Source organism: Klenkia sp. AC732 (assembly GCF_979256525.1).
Map to the genome: position 1 here is coordinate 1 of NZ_CEEDOS010000008.1, position 14693 is coordinate 14693.

10 protein-coding genes and 1 tRNA gene are annotated in these 14693 nt (G+C 72.9%); 7 read left to right on the forward strand and 4 right to left on the reverse strand.

Annotated elements, in window-relative coordinates:
* Positions 1-68 precede the first annotated feature (68 nt).
* From gltB to AC0IVP_RS05205, 4 genes are all read left to right on the forward strand, one after another.
* On the forward strand, positions 69-4736 hold the full coding sequence (gene gltB / locus AC0IVP_RS05190) for a glutamate synthase large subunit (protein WP_235564938.1): 4668 nt from the start codon (positions 69-71) through the stop codon (positions 4734-4736).
* Between the two features lie 50 nt (positions 4737-4786).
* Positions 4787-6271 (forward strand): glutamate synthase subunit beta, encoded by a 1485-nt coding sequence (locus tag AC0IVP_RS05195; RefSeq protein WP_471755059.1) that lies wholly within the window; start codon positions 4787-4789, stop codon positions 6269-6271.
* A gap of 143 nt (positions 6272-6414) precedes the next feature.
* On the forward strand, positions 6415-7830 hold the full coding sequence (pyk, locus tag AC0IVP_RS05200; protein ID WP_056299409.1) for a pyruvate kinase: 1416 nt from the start codon (positions 6415-6417) through the stop codon (positions 7828-7830).
* A complete protein-coding gene (locus tag AC0IVP_RS05205) occupies positions 7827-8693 on the forward strand; it encodes an acyl-CoA thioesterase (RefSeq protein ID WP_056299412.1) in 867 nt (288 codons plus the stop codon). The genes pyk and AC0IVP_RS05205 overlap by 4 nt, the downstream gene beginning before the upstream one ends.
* On the opposite strand, the gene AC0IVP_RS05210 is transcribed toward AC0IVP_RS05205, so the two are convergent.
* Both AC0IVP_RS05210 and AC0IVP_RS05215 read right to left on the reverse strand, forming a co-directional pair.
* Complete coding sequence (locus tag AC0IVP_RS05210) at positions 8682-10400, reverse strand: pyridoxal phosphate-dependent decarboxylase family protein (protein ID WP_471755061.1); 1719 nt, start codon at positions 10398-10400, stop codon at positions 8682-8684. The genes AC0IVP_RS05205 and AC0IVP_RS05210 overlap by 12 nt on opposite strands.
* A gap of 73 nt (positions 10401-10473) precedes the next feature.
* Positions 10474-10546: transfer RNA gene (locus AC0IVP_RS05215), tRNA-Leu, on the reverse strand.
* Positions 10547-10619: 73 nt separating this feature from the next.
* Between AC0IVP_RS05215 and AC0IVP_RS05220 the strand changes: the two genes are divergently transcribed.
* From AC0IVP_RS05220 to AC0IVP_RS05230, 3 genes are all read left to right on the forward strand, one after another.
* The gene (locus AC0IVP_RS05220; RefSeq protein WP_056299415.1) at positions 10620-11222 is read left to right on the forward strand and encodes an ANTAR domain-containing response regulator; all 603 of its coding nucleotides are present in this window, start codon (positions 10620-10622) and stop codon (positions 11220-11222) included.
* A 259-nt stretch (positions 11223-11481) separates the two neighbouring features.
* The gene (locus tag AC0IVP_RS05225; RefSeq protein ID WP_235564940.1) at positions 11482-12828 is read left to right on the forward strand and encodes an ABC transporter substrate-binding protein; all 1347 of its coding nucleotides are present in this window, start codon (positions 11482-11484) and stop codon (positions 12826-12828) included.
* A gap of 175 nt (positions 12829-13003) precedes the next feature.
* Complete coding sequence (locus AC0IVP_RS05230) at positions 13004-13870, forward strand: PaaX family transcriptional regulator (RefSeq protein WP_471755063.1); 867 nt, start codon at positions 13004-13006, stop codon at positions 13868-13870.
* A 31-nt stretch (positions 13871-13901) separates the two neighbouring features.
* Here AC0IVP_RS05230 and AC0IVP_RS05235 read toward each other — a convergent pair whose 3' ends face one another.
* Together AC0IVP_RS05235 and AC0IVP_RS05240 are read right to left on the reverse strand one after the other, a co-directional pair.
* Positions 13902-14327, reverse strand: coding sequence for a DUF1772 domain-containing protein (locus AC0IVP_RS05235; RefSeq protein WP_471755065.1), 426 nt, complete (start codon positions 14325-14327; stop codon positions 13902-13904).
* Positions 14324-14638: a hypothetical protein gene (locus tag AC0IVP_RS05240; RefSeq protein ID WP_471755067.1), complete on the reverse strand. Its 315-nt coding sequence runs from the start codon at positions 14636-14638 to the stop codon at positions 14324-14326. The genes AC0IVP_RS05235 and AC0IVP_RS05240 overlap by 4 nt, the downstream gene beginning before the upstream one ends.
* Between the last annotated feature and the right edge of the window lie 55 nt (positions 14639-14693).

Genomic DNA, 14693 nt, shown 5'->3' on the forward strand with positions numbered 1-14693 from the left:
CACCCGGCCCCCGCCACGCACCGGCTCCCCCCGGCCGCCGCGGGCCGCGCCGACGACGGGAGTGACCGATGTCTGTCTCCACCTCGCCCGAGTCCGCTGGAGTCGCGCTCCGCACCGGAGTGCCCTTCTCGGCCGTGCCGCAGGCCCAGGGTCTCTACGACCCCGCCAACGAGCACGACGCCTGCGGTGTCGCCTTCGTGGCCGACGCCCAGGGCCGGCGCTCACGGTCGATCGTGGCCATGGGCCTCACCGCGCTGCACAACCTGGACCACCGGGGTGCCGCCGGTTCCGAGCCCAACTCCGGGGACGGCGCCGGCATCCTGACCCAGGTCCCCGACGCGCTGCTGCGCGCCAGCGTGGACTTCGACCTGCCGCCGGCCGGGGAGTACGCCGTCGGTGTGGCCTTCATGCCGCAGGACGAGGCCGCGCGGGCCGAGCGGGTCACCGACGTCGCCCGCCTGGCCGCCGAGGAGGGCCTCGTCGTCCTGGGGTGGCGCGAGCTGCCCATCGCGCCCCAGGCTGCCGACATAGGCCCCACCGCGCTCGCGGTCATGCCGCACTTCGCCCAGCTCTTCGTCGCCGAGGGCACCGCTGCCCGGGCCGACGCGACCGCCTTCGGCGGGAACACCACCAGCCACGGGGTCACCCGCCTGGAGCGGCGGGCCTTCGTGCTGCGCAAGCGGGCCGAGCGTGCCGCGGCCGACGCCGGCAGCTCGCTGTACTTCGCCTCGCTGTCCTCGCGGACCGTGACCTACAAGGGCATGCTGACCACCGACCAGCTGCCGGCGTTCTTCCCGGACCTGACCGACGAGCGGTACGAGTCGGCCATCGCGCTCGTGCACAGCCGGTTCTCCACCAACACCTTCCCCAGCTGGCCGCTGGCGCACCCCTTCCGCGTCATCGCCCACAACGGCGAGATCAACACCATCAAGGGCAACCGCAACCGCATGCGGGCCCGCGAGGCCAAGCTGGACACGGCCCTGTTCGACGGCCCGGCGGGCCCCGCCAGCGAGCTCGGCCTGGACCGCGTCTTCCCGGTCACCGCCGCGGACTTCAGCGACTCCGCGACCTTCGACGAGGTGCTGGAGCTGCTGCACCTGTCCGGCCGCTCGCTGCCGCACGCCGTGCTGATGATGATCCCCGAGGCGTGGGAGAACCACGCCGAGATGGACGCCGCCCGCCGGGCGTTCTACCGGTTCCACTCCGCCGTCATGGAGCCCTGGGACGGGCCGGCCTGCGTCGCGTTCACCGACGGCACCCAGATCGGCGCCGTGCTGGACCGCAACGGCCTGCGCCCGGGTCGCTGGTGGCGCACCAAGGACGACGTCGTCGTGCTGGCGTCGGAGGTCGGCGTGCTCGACATCCCCGCCGCCGACGTCGTGGCCAAGGGCCGCCTGCAGCCGGGCCGGATGTTCCTGCTGGACACCGCGCAGGGCCGGATCATCGCCGACGACGAGGTCAAGGGCGCCCTGGCCGCCGAGCACCCCTACGACGACTGGCTGCACGCCGGGCTGATCCACCTGCCCTCGCTGCCCGAGCGTCGCCGCTCGCGGCCCAGCCACGAGTCCGTCGTCCGTCGCCAGCTGCTGTTCGGCTACACCGAGGAGCAGCTGCGCGTCCTGCTGCAGCCGATGGCCGCCAGCGGCGCCGAGCCGATCGGCTCGATGGGCACCGACACCCCGGTCGCCGCGCTGTCGGACCGCTCCCGGCTGCTCTACGACTACTTCGGGCAGCTCTTCGCCCAGGTGACCAACCCGCCGCTGGACGCGATCCGCGAGGAGCTCGTCACCAGCCTGGGCCGCACCTTCGGCCCCGAGCAGAACCTGCTCGAGCCCACCCCGGCGTCCTGTCGTCAGGTCGTGCTGCCCTTCCCGGTCATCGACAACGACGAGCTGGCCAAGATCCTGCACATCGACGACGACGGGGACCTCCCCGGCTTCGCCGCGGTGCGGATCACCGGGCACTTCGACGTCACCGGTGGCGGTGCGGCGCTGGAGAAGGCGGTCGCCGACCTGCAGGTCAAGGTCAGCAAGGCCATCGCCGCCGGCGCCCGGGTCATCGTGCTGTCCGACCGGGACTGCGACGAGAAGCGCGCCCCGATCCCGTCTCTGCTGATGACCGCGGCGGTCCACCACCACCTGGTGCGCGAGCGCACCCGGATGGAGGTCGGCCTGGTCGTCGAGTCCGGCGACTGCCGCGAGGTGCACCACGTCGCGCTGCTGCTGGGCTACGGCGCGGCCGCGGTGAACCCCTACCTGGCCTTCGAGAGCGTCGAGGACCTCATCCGCGACGGCCTGCTCACCGGCGTGCAGCCGGCCCAGGCCGTGCGCAACGTGGTCAAGGCGATGGGCAAGGGCGTGCTGAAGGTGATGTCCAAGATGGGCATCAGCACGGTCGGCTCGTACACGATGGCGCAGATCTTCGAGGCCGTCGGCCTGTCCAAGGACCTGGTGGAGCGCTACTTCACCGGCACCTCCTCCACCCTGGGTGGCGTCGGGCTGGACGTGCTGGCCGAGGAGGTGGCCATGCGCCACCGTCGGGCCTACCCCTCCAACCCCACCGAGGTCGCCCACCGCAAGCTCACCGTGGGCGGTGAGTACCAGTGGCGCCGCGAGGGCGAGGTCCACCTGTTCAACCCCGAGACGGTCTTCCTGCTCCAGCACGCCACCCGCTCGCGGCAGTACGACGTCTTCGGCAAGTACACCGACGCCGTCGACCAGCTCTCCCGCGAGGCCTCGACGCTGCGTGGTCTGTTCGACTTCAAGAAGGGCCTGCGCCCCGCGGTCCCGATCGAGGAGGTCGAGCCGGTCTCGGAGATCGTCAAGCGGTTCTCCACCGGGGCGATGAGCTACGGCTCGGTCTCCCAGGAGGCGCACCAGACCCTGGCCATCGCGATGAACCGCCTCGGCGGCAAGTCCAACACCGGCGAGGGCGGTGAGGACGCCGACCGCTTCACCCCCGACGAGAACGGCGACCTGCGCCGCTCGGCGATCAAGCAGGTCGCCAGTGGCCGCTTCGGGGTGACCAGCGAGTACCTGGTCAACGCCGACGACATCCAGATCAAGATGGCCCAGGGCGCCAAGCCCGGTGAGGGCGGTCAGCTCCCGGGCTCGAAGGTCTACCCCTGGATCGCCCGCACCCGGCACTCCACCCCCGGGGTCGGTCTGATCTCCCCGCCGCCGCACCACGACATCTACTCCATCGAGGACCTCAAGCAGCTCATCCACGACCTCAAGAACGCGAACAACGAGGCGCGGGTGCACGTCAAGCTGGTCTCCGAGGTCGGGGTCGGCACCGTCGCGGCCGGGGTCAGCAAGGCCCACGCCGACGTCGTGCTGATCTCCGGTCACGACGGCGGCACCGGTGCCGCGCCGCTGACCTCGCTCAAGCACGCCGGCTCGCCCTGGGAGCTCGGCCTGGCCGAGACCCAGCAGACCCTGCTGGTCAACGGCCTGCGCGACCGCATCACCGTGCAGGTCGACGGGCAGATGAAGACCGGCCGTGACGTCGTCGTCGCCGCGCTGCTGGGCGCCGAGGAGTTCGGTTTCGCGACCGCGCCCCTGGTGGTCAGCGGCTGCGTGATGATGCGCGTCTGCCACCTGGACACCTGCCCGGTCGGGGTGGCCACCCAGAACCCCGAGCTGCGCAAGCGGTTCACCGGCCAGCCCGAGTTCGTCGTCACCTTCTTCGAGTTCCTCGCCGAGCAGGTCCGCGAGCTGCTGGCCGAGCTGGGCTTCCGGTCCATCGAGGAGGCCGTCGGCCAGGCCGAGGTGCTGGAGACCCGCGCGGCGGTCGACCACTGGAAGGCCGCCGGGCTGGACCTCGCCCCGGTGCTCGCCGTGCCCGAGCTGCCCGAGGGTGCCCCGCGTCGCCGGGTCCGCGGCCAGGACCACGGTCTGGACGTCGCGCTGGACCAGACCCTGATCCAGCTGTGCGAGGGCGCCCTGCTCGACGCCCGGCCGGTCAGCCTGCAGCTGCCGGTCCGCAACGTGAACCGCACCGTCGGCACGATGCTGGGCGCCATGGTCACCCGCCGCTTCGGCGGCGAGGGCCTGCCCGAGGGCACCATCGACCTGACCTTCGAGGGTTCCGCGGGCCAGTCCTTCGGCGCCTTCGTCCCGGCCGGGATCACCATGACCCTGCTCGGGGACGCCAACGACTACGTGGGCAAGGGGCTGTCCGGCGGCCGGATCGTCGTCCGCCCGGCGCTGGAGGCCACCTTCGCTGCCGAGGACGCCGTCATCGCCGGCAACGTGATCGGCTACGGCGCCACCGGCGGGGAGATCTTCCTGCGCGGTCGGGTCGGCGAGCGCTTCTGCGTCCGCAACTCCGGTGCGCTGGCGATCGTCGAGGGCGTCGGCGACCACGCCTGCGAGTACATGACCGGTGGCCGTGCGGTCATCCTGGGCGCCACCGGCCGCAACGTCGCCGCCGGCATGAGCGGTGGCATCGCCTACGTGCTGGACCTGGCCAAGCACCGGGTCAACGGCGAGATGGTCGACGTCGAGTCGCTGTCCGGCGAGGACTCGCTGTGGCTGCGGGCCACCCTGACCCGCTACCGCGACGAGACCGGCTCCGCCGTCGCCAGCTCGCTGCTGGCCGACTGGGGCCGGTGGTCCGAGCGGTTCAGCGTGATCATGCCGCGCGACTACCGCCGCGCCATGGAGGCCGCCCGGGCCGCCGAGGCCGCCGGTCACGACGTCGACCGCGCCGTCATGGAGGCCGCTCGTGGCTGACCCCCGCACCCCTCGCGTCCCCCGTCCCTGCTCCCTCCAGGAGGCCTGCTGTGCCTGACTCCACCGGTTTCCTCAAGTTCGAGCGGGCCACCCCGCCGCGGCGTCCGGTCGACGTCCGGATCCGGGACTGGAAGGAGGTCTACCTCGAGCGCCAGCAGGGCGGCGAGGAGGCCTTCGGGACGGCGGCGCTGCGCACCCAGGCAGCGCGCTGCATGGACTGCGGCATCCCGTTCTGCCACCACGGCTGCCCGCTGGGGAACCTGATCCCCGAGTGGAACGACCTGGTGCGCCGCGACGACTGGCGGGAGGCCGTCGAGCGGCTGCACGCCACGAACAACTTCCCGGAGTTCACCGGGCGGCTGTGTCCGGCGCCCTGTGAGGGCTCCTGCGTGCTCAACCTGAACGAGTCACCGGTGACCATCAAGCAGGTCGAGGTCGAGATCATCGACCGCGCCTTCGCCGAGGGCTGGGTGGAGCCGCAGCCGCCGGCCGAGCTGTCGGGCAAGAAGGTCGCCGTCGTCGGCTCGGGGCCCGCGGGCCTGGCCGCCGCGCAGCAGCTGACCCGGGCCGGCCACGAGGTCACCGTGTACGAGCGGGCCGACGCCATCGGCGGGCTGATGCGCTACGGCATCCCCGAGTTCAAGATGGAGAAGCGCCACCTGGACCGCCGGCTGGACCAGATGCGTGCCGAGGGCACCCGGTTCGTCACCGGTGTCGAGGTCGGGGCCCCCGGCTCGGACCTGTCGGTCGAGCAGCTGCGTGCCGACTTCGACGCCGTCGTGCTGTCCGGTGGCGCCACCATCGGCCGGGACCTCCCGGCCCCGGGTCGCGACCTGGCGGGCATCCACCTGGCGATGGAGTTCCTGCCCGGTGGCAACCGGCAGGCCCTGGGCCTGGTCGACCGGCCCGAGATCGACGCCCACGGCAAGCACGTGGTGATCATCGGCGGCGGTGACACCGGCGCGGACTGCCTGGGCACCTCGCACCGGCAGGGTGCGGCCTCGGTCGCGCAGCTGGAGATCATGCCCGAGCCGCCGTCCTCGCGGGGACCGAAGAACCCCTGGCCCACGTACCCGATGGTGCTCAAGGTGTCCTCCGCGCACGAGGAGGGCGGTGACCGGCTCTACTCGGTCAACACCGAGCGCTTCGTGGGCGACGAGGACGGTCACGTCCGGGCCATCGCCGTGCACGACGTGGAGATGGTCAACGGCAGGTTCACCAAGGTCGAGGGCACCGAGCGCGAGCTCCCCGCCGACCTGGTGTTCCTGGCCATGGGCTTCACCGGTGCGCAGAAGGAGGGCCTGGTCGAGGGCCTCGGCGTCGAGCTCGACGCCCGCGGCAACGTGGTCCGGGACGCCGAGTTCATGTCCACCGTCCCCGGGGTCTTCGTCGCCGGTGACGTCGGCCGGGGCCAGTCGCTCATCGTGTGGGCCATCGCCGAGGGTCGCGCCGCCGCCGGCGCCGTCGACACCTGGCTGACCGGTTCCTCGATGCTGCCCCGTCCGATCACCCCGACGGCGGTCGCGCTCCGCTGACGTCTCGGCCCGGCCCGCCGCGATCGTCGATGGGCCGGGCCAGGTGGACGTCCTAGACGTCCCCCTGGAACACCGGTGGGACGCGTGTGCTCCCATGTGGGGTTGGTCCTGGACCGCCTCCCTGACCGGCTAGGTTGTGCACCATGTCCCGTCGCGCCAAGATCGTCTGCACCCTGGGCCCCGCCGTGGGCACCGCCGAGCAGATCACCGCCCTCGTCGAGTCCGGCATGGACGTCGCCCGGCTGAACTTCAGCCACGGCGAGCACGCCGACCACGAGCGCAACTACCACCTCGTCCGGCAGGCCTCGGACGCCGTGGGCCGTGCCGTCGCCGTCCTGGCCGACCTCCAGGGCCCCAAGATCCGCCTCGGGCGCTTCGCGGACGGGCCGGTCACCTGGGCCACCGGCTCCCGCGTGTGCATCACCGTCGAGGACGTGATGGGCACGGCCGAGCGGGTCGGCACCACCTACAAGAACCTCGCCAACGACGTCCGTGTCGGTGACCGGCTGCTCGTCGACGACGGCAACCTGTCCCTCACCGTGGTCGAGGTCGACGGGCCCGACGTGTGGTGCCTCGTCCTCGAGGGCGGCGTCGTGTCCAACAACAAGGGCCTGTCGCTGCCCGGGGTCGCCGTGAGCGTCCCGGCGATGAGCGAGAAGGACGAGGAGGACCTCCGGTTCGCCCTGGGCCTCGGGGTCGACTTCATCGCGCTGTCCTTCGTGCGCCGCGCCGAGGACGTCGAGCTGGTGCGCGAGATCATGCGCCAGGTCGACGTCGACCTCCCGGTCATCGCCAAGCTGGAGAAGCCCGAGGCCGTCGAGAACCTCGAGGCGATCGTGGAGGCCTTCGACGGCATCATGGTCGCCCGCGGCGACCTGGGTGTGGAGCTGCCGCTGGAGCAGGTCCCGCTGGTCCAGAAGCGCGCCGTGCAGGCCGCCCGTGAGCGCAACAAGCCGGTCATCGTCGCCACCCAGATGCTCGAGTCGATGATCAACAACTCGCGACCCACGCGGGCCGAGGCCTCCGACGTCGCCAACGCGGTGCTCGACGGCGCCGACGCGGTCATGCTGTCCGGGGAGACCTCGGTCGGGAAGTTCCCCATCGGCGCGGTGCGCACGATGGAGCGCATCATCGACGCCGTCGAGACCGACGAGGTCCGCGTGCCGGCCCTGGTGCGCCAGTCCCGGTCCCGCTCGGGCGCCATCGTCAAGGCCGCCCGCGAGGTCGGCGAGGCCCTGGACGTCGACGCGCTGGCCGCGTTCACCATGACCGGTGACACCGTCCGCCGCCTGGCGGCCCTGCACACCCGCCTGCCGATCCTGGCCTTCACCACCGACCCCCGGGTCCGCAGCCGGATGGCGCTGTCGTGGGGCGTGGAGACGTTCCTGGTCCCCGAGGTCGGGCACACCGACGACATGGTCGGGCAGGTCGACTTCTCGCTGCTGTCGATCGGCCGGCTCAAGGAGGGCGACCGGGTGGTCGTCGTGGCCGGTTCCCCGCCGAACATCCAGGGTTCGACGAACCTGGTCCGGGTCCACGAGATCGGTCAGCATGCGTGACTGAGTCCCCGGCGGCTGCGCTCCTCGAGGTCCTCGACCTCGAGGAGCGGTCCCCGGACCTGTACGTGGGCCGGACGCCGAGCACCCCACTGCAGCGGGTGTTCGGCGGTCAGGTCGCGGCCCAGGCCCTCATGGCAGCCACCAGGACGGTCCCCGCGGACCGGGGGGTGCACTCGTTGCACTCCTACTTCCTGCGGCCCGGTGACCCGCACGAGGAGATCCGCTACGAGGTGGACCGCATCCGTGAGGGGCGGTCCTTCTCGACCCGCCGGGTGGTGGGGCGCCAGACCCGCAAGGGCGAGGACGTCGCGGTGTTCGCGCTGACCGCGGACTTCACCGCGGGGGAGGCCCCGGTGGTGGAGCACTCACTGCCGATGCCGCAGGTGCCGGGCGCCGAGACGCTGCCGGGCATCGACGAGGTCAGCGCCGCCCACCCGGGCCGCGCCACCGGGGCCCGGGCGTTCGCCGGCGTCGTCGAGCAGCGCTTCCTCGAGGACCCGTTCGACCCGGCCCCCAAGACCCCGCCGCACACCCAGAGCCACACCTGGTTCCGGGTCACCGGCCGGCTGCCCGACGACCCGGGCGTGCACGCCGCCGCGCTGACCTTCGTCTCCGACCTCACCCTGCTGTCGGCCGGGCTGGCCCGGATCGGCGGCGGTTGGGGCGGGGACCACGTGGGCGCCTCGTTGGACCACGCCGTCTGGTTCCACCGCCCCCTGCGCGCCGACGGCTGGTTCCTCTACGAGACCGACAGCCCGGCCGCGGCGTCGGGCCGGGCGATGAACCTGGGCCAGATCTGGGCCGCCGACGGCACGCACGTGGCGACCGTCGCCCAGGAGGGCCTCATCCGCTCACTCGGCTGAGCGGGAGGACTCCTCGTCCGGGGCGGTCACGGTGCCCTCGGCCGGGACGTCGGCGTCGACGGGTGCGGCGGTGGTGCCGTCCACCTGCTCGACCTCGGCCACGGTCTGGAACTCCACGGGCTCGGGCTGCACCGCCTCGGCGGCGGCCCGGGCCACCTCGGCCTCCTGCGCGATCGCGGCTTCCCGCTCAGCGGCCTGGCGCTCGGCGGTGTCGCGGGCTTCTCGCTCAGCGGCCTTCTTCGCCGCCGCTGCCTCGGCGAAGTCGTTGGCCAGCCAGTCGTGGCCCTCGCGCAGCAGGGTCCACAACCGCTCGACGTGCCGACGCTCGGTGGCGGGGGAGCCGATGGCCACCCGCAGCACCACCTCGCCGGACACCGTGGTGTGCGTCAGGTAGACCTCTCCGCCGTCGGAGAGCCGGTCCAGCAGCGTCATGGTGGCGACGTCGCCGTCGACGCCGTACGGCCACCGGGGCTTGAGGACGACGAGGGAGAGCGGGTGCGGGGCGACGACGTCGAACCGTTCGTCGGCGCCCACCCAGGCGGCCAGTTCCTGGGCCAGGGCGACGTGTCCGCGGACGTGCTCGCGCAGCCCCTCGGCGCCGTACCAGCGGACCACGAACCACAGCTTGAGCGCCCGGAAGCGCCGGCCCAGCTCGATCTGCCAGTCCCGGTAGTCCACGACCGCGCCGCTCTCGGTGGCGGCGTTGCGCAGGTACTCCGGCAGGATCGCCAGGGCGCCGGTGAGCGAGGCCCGGTCGGCGGTGAAGAACAACGTGGCGTCGAAGCCGGTCAGCAGCCACTTGTGCGCGTCGGTGGTGTAGCTGTCTGCCCACTCGACGCCCTCCTGCAGGTGGCGCAGCTCCGGGGCGACCGCAGCCGCCCCGGCCCAGGCGGCGTCCACGTGCAGCCAGACCCCGCGGTCCCGGCAGATCGGCCCGATCTCGGCCAGCGGGTCGAAGGCGCCGGTGGACGTCGTCCCGACCGTGGCGCAGACGAGCACCGGGGTGAACCCGCGGGCGACGTCCCGGTCGATGCGGGCGGCCAGTGCCTGCGGGCGCATGGCCAGGTCGCCGTCGACCTCGACGATGCGGACGGCGTCGGTGCCCAGGCCGGCGATCCGGGCGGCCTTCTCCATGCTGGAGTGGGTCTGCGCTGAGACGTAGACGGTCATCTCGCCGGGGGAGACCCCGCCGCGCACCGTGCCCCCGCCGGTGGCCCGGTGCAGGGCCGCGAGCAGCGCGACGAGGTTGGCCCCGGAGCTGGAGTCCTGCACCACGCCGCCGCCGGTGCTGTCGTGCCTGTAGGTGGCGGGCAGGCCGAGCAGGTCGACGAACCAGTCCATCACCTGCTGCTCGAGCTCGGTGGCCGCCGGGCTGGTCACCCAGGACATGCCCTGCACGCCCAGTGCGGAGCTGACCAGGTCCCCGAGCACGGAGGGCCCGGAGGTGTTGGCCGGGAAGTAGGCGTAGAAGCCGGGGTGCTGCCACTGCGTCAGCCCGGGGACGACGACCCGGTCCAGGTCGGCGAGCACGGCGGCGAAGGGCTCGCCGGCCTCGGGTGCGGCGTCGGGCAGCAGGGCCGCGACGTCACCGGGGGAGACCTGCGAGCGCACCGGCAGCGACTCGACCCGGCCGAGGTGGTCGGCGATCCAGTCCACGACCTCGTGGCCGTGCGCGCGGAACTGCTCGGGGGTCATGTGGCCGGTCACCCCACGAACCTATGCCGCCCGGCGTGCGACCACCGTGCCCCACCCCGGCGGACGGCCACGGGGTGCTCCTGTGTGCCCCCGGTCCGATTCGAACGGACACTGTGCGGGTTTTGAATCCGCTCCCTCTGCCATTGGGGTACGGGGGCCCCGACCGGCAGCCTACGGCGCGGTGCCCGTCGGGGTGAGCACGTGCCCCGGTGGGCTCGATAGGGTGGACGGGTGAGCAACGAGCCGACCCGGGTCCTCATCGCCGAGGACGAGGCACTGATCCGCCTCGACCTCAAGGAGATGCTGGAGGAGGAGGGTTACCTGGTCGTCGGCGAGGTCGGGGACGGTCAGGCCGCCGTCGACCAGGCCCGTGAGCTCCGCCCGGACCTCGTGGTGCTCGACGTGCAGATGCCGGTCCTGGACGGCCTGTCGGCCGCCGAGCAGATCGCTGCGTCGCGGATCGCCCCGGTCATCGTGCTGACCGCCTTCAGCCAGCGCGAGCTGGTCGAGCGGGCCCGCGACGCGGGCGCCATGGCCTACCTGGTCAAGCCCTTCTCCAAGGCCGACCTGGTCCCTGCCATCGAGGTGGCCCGGGCGCGCTTCGTCGAGATGACGGCCCTGGACGCCGAGGTGGGTGACCTCAAGGAGCGGCTGGAGGCCCGGAAGGTCGTCGAGCAGGCCAAGGGCAAGCTGATGGCCGACCGCGGGATCACCGAGGCCGAGGCCTTCCGCTGGATCCAGCGGACCGCGATGAACGAGCGCACCTCCATGAAGGCCCTCGCCCAGGTCGTGCTGTCCGGTGACGCGGGCCCGGCGGAGACCCCGACCGCCTGAGTCTCCGGCGCCCCCGGTCGACGGTCAGTCGGCCCGGGTCGCTCCGGGCCGCTCCGGGTCGTCCCGGGTGACGGTCGTGTTTCGGCGTGTCCCGGGTGTCACGATCGGTGGCGTCTCAGGTCACAACCCCATCACGGTGCGCCTCAGGGCCCCTGTGGCGGTGCGCACCACGGCTAGGTTCCTCGCACTGGCAGGTCGGTTCCGGGTTGCCCCGGTCCGCATCCTGCGGAGCGATGAACCACCACGACTGGGAGTCACTGTGAAGCGCACTGGCAAGTTCGCCCGCGCCGTGGCCGTCTCCGGCGTCGTCCTGATCGCTGCCTCCGCCTGTGGCGGCGGCGGCGACGAGGACACGTCGGGCAGCGGCAGCGGCAGCACCGGGGGCAGCGAGGAAGCCGTCACCAACATCTACGGCTCCGACGGCAACATGGGTTCGGCGCTGGGTGACCAGTTCACCGACGGCGGCGCCCTGGCCGGCATGAAGGGCACCACCCCGCTGACCGACCTGTCCGGTGACTTCAAGTCGCGTCTGGACGCGCTGAACCCGGACCTCGGCGGCACCTACAACTACGCCGGTGAGTCCTACGACGCCGTCATGCTGAGCGCCCTGGCCGCCGTGGCCGCCGGCTCCAGCGACGCCACGGTGTTCGCCCCCTACATCAACGGCCTGACCACCGGTGGGGAGGCCTGCTCGGACTTCGCCTCCTGCCTGGCCATCCTGTCCGCCGGCGGGAACGTCGACTACGACGGCCCGTCCGGCCCGCTGGACTTCACCGAGGCCGGTGAGCCCTCCGTCGCCAGCTTCGGTCTGCTGCAGTTCGGCGAGGACAACGCGATCGACGACTCGCTCACCGAGTTCCAGATCGCCGGCGACGACTCGCAGGCGGCCGGCGACGACACCCTGCCGATCGCCCCGGCCGGCACCACCGGTGACCCGCTGACCATCGGCACCCTGCTCCCGCTGACCGGTTCGCTGGCCTTCCTCGGCCCGCCCGAGGTCGCCGGTGTGCAGCTCGCCGTCCAGGAGATCAACGAGGGCGGTGGCGTCCTGGGCGCCCCCGTCGCGCTGGTGGAGGGCGACTCGGGCGACACGTCGACCGACACCGCCAACACCACGGTCGACCGCCTCCTGCAGGCCGGTGCCAACGCCATCATCGGCGCGGCCTCGTCCTCGGTCAGCCTCACGGTCATCGACAAGATCACCGCGGCCGGTGTCGTCATGTTCTCCCCGGCGAACACCTCCGACCAGTTCACCGCCTACAACGACAACGGCCTGTACTTCCGCACCGCTCCGGCGGACGTGCTGCAGTCGGTCCCGCTGGCGGACCTGGTCGTCGGTGACGGCAACACGACCGTCGGCATCCTGAACCTCAACGACGCCTACGGCACGGGCCTGGCCACCAACGTGACCGCGAACCTGGTCGACGGCGGTCTGGCCGAGGACGACATCATGCAGATCACCTACGACCCCACGGCGTCGTCCTACGACTCCGAGGTCCAGTCGATGGTGGACTTCGCCCCCGACGCCATCGTCGTGATCGGCTTCGACGAGTCGGCTCGCATCATCCAGGAGCTCAACGCCCAGGGCATCGGCCCGGCGCGCTGATCTCGAGCACCTGATCTCGAGCACCTGAGCGACGCACTCCCGCACCACGGACGGCCCGGTTCCCCAGAGGGGAGCCGGGCCGTCCTGCGTGTGGGCTCCGGGGCGGCCGGGCGCGTGCCCGCGCTCACGCCCGGGGAGGGCCGTCCGGCCGGGGTGCGGGTGGGACGATGGACCGGTGACCGCAGCCCCCGTGACCGACCTGGAGGGGCCCTCGCTGAGCCGCCGTCAGGAGCTGGGCGCCGCCAGCGCACGCAGCCTCCTGCTGACCGTGCTGGGGGAGTTCGTGCTCCCGCGCCGCGAGCCCGTCTGGACCTCGACGCTCCTCGAGCTGCTGGCCGACCTCGACGTGGCCGAGAAGGCCGCCCGGCAGGCGCTCATGCGCACCGCGGACGACGGCTGGACCGTCGGACGCCGCATCGGTCGGGAGACGCGGTGGGACCTCACGGAGGCGGGCACCCGCCTGCTGGAGGAGGGCACCGAGCGCGTGTACGGCTCCGCCTCCGCGGAGCGGCCCTGGGACGGCAGCTGGTTGGTGGTCACGGTGTCGGTGCCGGAGAACGCCCGGGCGCTGCGACAGCGGCTGCGGACCCGGCTGGGCTGGGCCGGGCTCGGCGCCTCGAGCCCCGGCGTCTGGGTCAGCCCGCGCCCCGACCGGGAGGCCGAGGTGGCCCGGGTGCTGTCGGAGCTGGGGCTCATCGAGGGCAGCTGGTCCTTCGTGGCCAGGGCCGGACAGGTCGGCGACGAGAGGTCCCTGGTGCGCAGCGCCTGGGACCTGGACGCCATCGAGGGCCGGTACGAGGACTTCCTGGAGCTGGTGGGGTCGCGGCGGCCGCGCACCGACCGTCAGGCGCTCGTCGCCCAGGTGAGGTTGGTCCAGGAGTGGCGGCGGTTCCTGCTGCTGGACCCGGGCCTGCCGCGTGAGCTGCTGCCGCCGCGCTGGAGCGGCAACCGGGCCGCCCAGGTGTTCCGTGAGCGGCACGCCACCTGGGCACCGCGTGCCGCGGCCGCCTGGGACGAGCTGGCAGGCAGCCGCACCACCTGAGCCCCGGGGGTCCCCACCGGGTCCGGCGGCCTCAGCCCAGGACGAGCCACCCGGCCGCGAGGACGCCCGCCGTGGCTGCGACCACCCGGACGGTGTCCACGCGCAGCAACCGGCGGTGGGCCCCGGCGTCCCAACCGGAGTCCAGCACCCGGTGCAGCGGGACCGCGGCCAGCGCGGTCACCCCGAGCACCACCGCGAGGCAGCCGGCGCCGGCCAGGACGGGTCCGGCCGGGACGGCGCCGCGCAGGGCCAGCACCAGCAGCCAGACCGTCGTCACGCCCTGACCGGCGAACAGCGGCCCGACCACCCGGGTGACGCGCTGCTGGTGCGCCCGCTCGTAGGCCGCGAACCCCGCACCGACCCCGGCGAACTGGGGGTAGATGAGCACCCGGACGGTCCACTGGAAGCCGGCGTAGGCGGCCACGAGCACCAGGTGGGTGACGGCGAGGGCGGTCACCGGCCCTTGGCCGGCTTCCCGCGCCAGGCCAGGCTCTGCCGGTCCAGCTCGCGCAGCAGCGGGTCGCCCTCGTCGTCGATGCGTTCGGCCAGCGCCACGGCGCTGGCCAGCCCGGTGTCGTCGAGCTGGGCGAAGGCAGGGGAGCGGCGCCGGTCCAGCACGTCGTACCAGCGGGCACCCACTGCGTGGTCGAGCACGATCCGGCCGAAGCAGTGGTCGGAGGTCACGACCCAGCGCTCGGCCCTGGCCCGGGCGGGGAGCCGGTCGAGCACGAGCTCCCGGTAGCGGGCCAGCAGCTGCTCGCGGGTCACCAGCCCAGGACAGCACGACGCCGGCCGCCCCGCACGGGGACGGCCGGCTGGTGTC

Bases quoted from the DNA above. Each gene is read 5' to 3' on its own strand.
- gltB (WP_235564938.1), top strand. From the start codon at position 69: ATGTCTGTCTCCACCTCGCCCGAGTCCGCTGGAGTCGCGCTCCGCACC.
- pyk (WP_056299409.1), top strand. From the start codon at position 6,415: ATGTCCCGTCGCGCCAAGATCGTCTGCACCCTGGGCCCCGCCGTGGGC.